Source organism: Bacillus sp. AY2-1, assembly GCF_008368965.1.
GTDB lineage: Bacteria > Bacillota > Bacilli > Bacillales > Bacillaceae_G > Bacillus_A > Bacillus_A thuringiensis_S.
The window spans coordinates 1-4174 of sequence record NZ_QPEL01000284.1; the positions used below are offsets into that span (position 1 = coordinate 1).

Consider the following 4174-nt stretch of genomic DNA (forward strand, 5'->3'; position numbering starts at 1 on the left):
TACTATATGTATCCGATAAAATAATTTAAAAATTAATACGTAATTGATCCGTTTTAAGAAAAGAAAATTTCATAAATCTTCAATACAGATACATAATTCAACATTTTTGTGTATTATTTCACATTGGATTGATGACTAATTACCGAGCAGATAATTTAAATTATAAGTACATTCGACAATAATTGATTATTTTCTGAATTTTCTTGAAAAAGTTGTAAAATCATACCATTTTTTCTTCTATTTTGCTATGATAGTTACAATTAAATTGGATTAGGATATTTCTATAAGATGGGGGCGTATATTATGAGTGTCTCAGTAAAAGGAAATGAGCAGTTAACCTCTCTATTGAACGACTGGTATCGAGCTATGCTATCTCAACAAGTTATAAAAGCTACTAATCTAAAAAAGAAAATTGATGAAAAAATTAATCAGTTAAGCATTGAACCGAATCAAGAGCATCAAGATCAAAATTTATTACTATATTACTCACTACTTGAATTTCGTTACACTGTCTTAACAGATAGCCTTGGTATTCAACAAAATAGCTTTGATGCCATCAGCGACTATGATATGCCTACAGACCATTTCCTACGCTTCTATTATCATTTTTTTAAATCCATTCACTCCACTTTTATATCAAATTATACTGAGGCAGAGGAACATTATAAACTGGCAGAAAAGATATTAGTAGACATACCAGATGAAATTGAACACGCTGAATTCTACTATAGAATTGCTACTTTCTATCACCATACCTATAACAATCTCGCTTCTATCGAATACGCAAATAAATCGAGAGCAATCTTTTCAAAGTATGAAGGTTATGAAGTAAAAACAGCCTTTTGTAATAGTTTGCTAGGTGGTTGCTGCATCTATTTAAAACAGTACGAACAAGCAGAAGAATATCTACATTGTGCAATTGATTTACTACAAAAAAATAGGGAAGAAGATTCCTTGTTATATGTAAAAAGTACTATGGGGTGGCTGTATTCTGATCAAAGTATGTCTACTTTAGCCATTCGTCACCTTTCAGAAGTAACAGAGAAAATCCCTACACACTTCAAGGCCATCTTCCTACAAGCTAAGGAACATTATAAATTAGGAGAACAATCAACGGCCAGCCAACTCATTGATAAGGGATTACAGATTTGCAGAAAAATTCATAACGAAGAATACACACACCACTTCTCTATTTTAAAAAGATTAAACGAAAATATTCCATTGGAAGAATTAGAAAAAATCATTCAAGAAGGAATCTTATACTTTAAGGAAGAAGAATTATGGGAATATGTTGTCGAATACGCTGAATTATTTGCCACAAAATGTAGACAATTAGAGAACCACACAAAGGTAAGTGACTATTTCCATATTTGTTATCAAGCAAGACGAAAATTAATTGAAAAAGGAGTGTTAAAATAATGAAAAAAATTAGCTTATTATTATCTGGCATTGCTTTCATTGGGGTGTTAACGTTGGGTATTTCTCAGTTTTCTAATACAGATCAGCTTGCTACTCATGGACATTATCCTGCTCCTTCATATAGTGTTAACGATTATGATGGTGCACCACAACAAATTTAATGTAAATGTATTTAAAAACCCTCCAAATGGAGGGTTTTTAAATGGCTTTTCTGCCTGTTCAATACACATAGAGAGTATATATTATACTTATTTACTTTGCATTTCCACTCTGTAACAAGATTCTAGCATTCTCTCCTAGAATCTCAACTTAAATCTTAAATCCACCAATTAACTCTTGAAGTTCTTCTGCCATCTGTGCTAATTGTATTGCTGAAGAATTTATCTCTTCCATAGAAGCATGTTGTTCCTCAGATGAACCAGCAATCGTTTGCATACTTGAAGAATTCTCTTTTACAGCCATAGCTATTTGATCAATCGATGTATCGACTTTCATTGCATCAGTAGTCATTGTATTAGATAGTTCCACCATACCATGCACTTTTGACACAATATCATTTGCAGATTTTGAAATCTCATAAAAACTTTGCTTTGTATCGTTCGCAACTTTAATTCCCGACTGTACCTCTACTCCCACTTCATTCATAGCTTTTACAGTCTCATGTACGTCTGCTTGTATTTCCTTAATTAAGCTTCCAATTTCCATCGAAGATTCGGATGATTGCTCTGCTAGCTTCCTAACTTCATCCGCAACAATTGCAAACCCTCGACCCTGTTCTCCTGCTCTAGCTGCTTCAATTGCTGCATTCAATGCTAATAAATTTGTTTGTTCCGCAATATTTTGAATCACTTCTAATATACTTCCAATTTGTTGCGATTTCTTATCTAATAATTTTATTACATTATCGGATTGAGAAACAGAGTGATGGATAGACTGCATTTGTGCTACAGTTTGTTCTACTAATTGTTCACCTTCATTGGCTTTTTGTTTTGTGTATATGGATGAAGCCGATACTTCAGATGCATTCTCAGCTACATATTGAATATTTCGTGTTACCTCACCAATTAATTCAGCTCCAGACTCAACTTCATTATTTTGAACTTCTGCACTGTTCGAGATTTCTTCCATCTCTTTTGTAATTTGTTCTGTCGCAACACTTGCTTGCTCTACACTAGCAGTTAGTTCCTCAGAAGACGCAGCTACATGTCCTGCAGATGTGTTAATTTGAGAAATAATATTACGTAACGACTCTGCCATTGTATTGAAACTACCACCTAATTGACCAAGTTCATCCTTTGAACGAATATCTATTTTCTCGGTTAAATCTCCTTGACTAATTCTTTGAGCTGAAATGACTAATTGTCTTAGTGGAGTAATTATAGATCTGAGTATGAATAGAATTACAATTCCACCTAACAATAATGAAGCCCCTATTATAGTGAACGTTTTATAAAAAATAGGATTAGTAGCTTCTTCAATTTCTTTCGTAGGCATTACGCCAGCTATTTTCCAACCTGTTTTTTTATTTGTCTTAAAGCTTATGTTTCGATCTTCGCCATTGAGGCTATAAGTAATTACTCCATCTTCTGTCTTGTACAATTCATCCGCTAAAGTTTTCTCTAATTTCTCTCCAGGCTTTAGTGATGGATGAACAACTATAGTTTTATCTTGACTAACTATAGATACAAATCCTTGCTTTCCAATTTTTATCATTTTGGATGTTTTTACGATATCTGTAATATTCAAATCTACGCCAATGACACCACTTTTATCTGCATTTTGCTTTGCAATTGCAATTACCATATTTCCTGTAGACTTTGATTTATAGGGAGATGAAACAATAATCTCTCCATTTGCTTTTACTGCATCCTTATACCAACTACTTTCTAACGGATTAAACCCTTCTGGTATTTTGCCAACAGGTGCATGAATAAATTGATTGTTACTGGATGCCGTATAAATCGTTTCTATCTCTGGATGTAACTGTATATATTGATCAAATTTACTCTGTACATTTTGCGATTGTTCAGGATTATAATCCCCTTGTGTGAGTACCTTTGCAAAATGAGTGACATCTGTATGCTTATTTTCTAATTCATCATCAACAATCTTGTCTAAAATACTTATATTATCTTTTGCTGATTGTAGAATTGTTTCATTAAGATCTGTTTTTGCTTTATTATAAGATGATACTCCTACGATAAGGCTTGGTATAATTAATATTGCTATAAATGCCATAGACAACTTCGTTTTAAGCTTTATTTGTCCCAATCTTTCTTTTATATTAAACACTAGATACTTCTCCTTTTCATTTTTACTACTTATATAGTTTATTTAAATTTTTATCCTATATTTTTCCATATTCATTTATGGTACCATTCGAAATGAAATCACAATTACATCCTATCATCCGAACTTTACCATTTAGCGATTTAAATTTCACAGGCAGAGTTTTATCTGTCCTCCTTTCGAATATGTTTTTTTCTAGATTCAGCAATTATTAGACTACGAATTATTCCAAATAAATTGGATACAACATATACTTCATTTTAAAAATAATTATTGGATTTGTTTGGATAAAAATCTAGTTTAGCGCTAATCCAATCAGATGAAATCCTTACCATAATAAATTAACTAAAGCATAAATTCTAAATAGCTGAATAAAATAAATTAGAGAATTACATTGTAACACGTATATACAAGTTTGTAATATTAAAATTTAAAACTTTACTATATTTCATATGCAATATTACAT

General features: G+C 31.8%; 3 protein-coding genes. 2 read left to right on the forward strand and 1 reads right to left on the reverse strand.

The window, feature by feature from the left end:
• The first annotated feature begins 303 nt into the window (after nucleotides 1-303).
• Complete coding sequence (locus tag DN403_RS30420; RefSeq protein WP_149186100.1) at nucleotides 304-1419, forward strand: Rap family tetratricopeptide repeat protein; 1116 nt, start codon at nucleotides 304-306, stop codon at nucleotides 1417-1419.
• The gene (locus tag DN403_RS31500) at nucleotides 1419-1580 is read left to right on the forward strand and encodes a hypothetical protein (protein WP_098292008.1); all 162 of its coding nucleotides are present in this window, start codon (nucleotides 1419-1421) and stop codon (nucleotides 1578-1580) included. Before DN403_RS30420 ends, DN403_RS31500 begins: the two co-directional genes overlap by 1 nt.
• 148 nt (nucleotides 1581-1728) lie before the next feature.
• Here DN403_RS31500 and DN403_RS30425 read toward each other — a convergent pair whose 3' ends face one another.
• Nucleotides 1729-3711, reverse strand: coding sequence for a methyl-accepting chemotaxis protein (locus tag DN403_RS30425; protein ID WP_000481865.1), 1983 nt, complete (start codon nucleotides 3709-3711; stop codon nucleotides 1729-1731).
• Nucleotides 3712-4174: the final 463 nt, after the last annotated feature.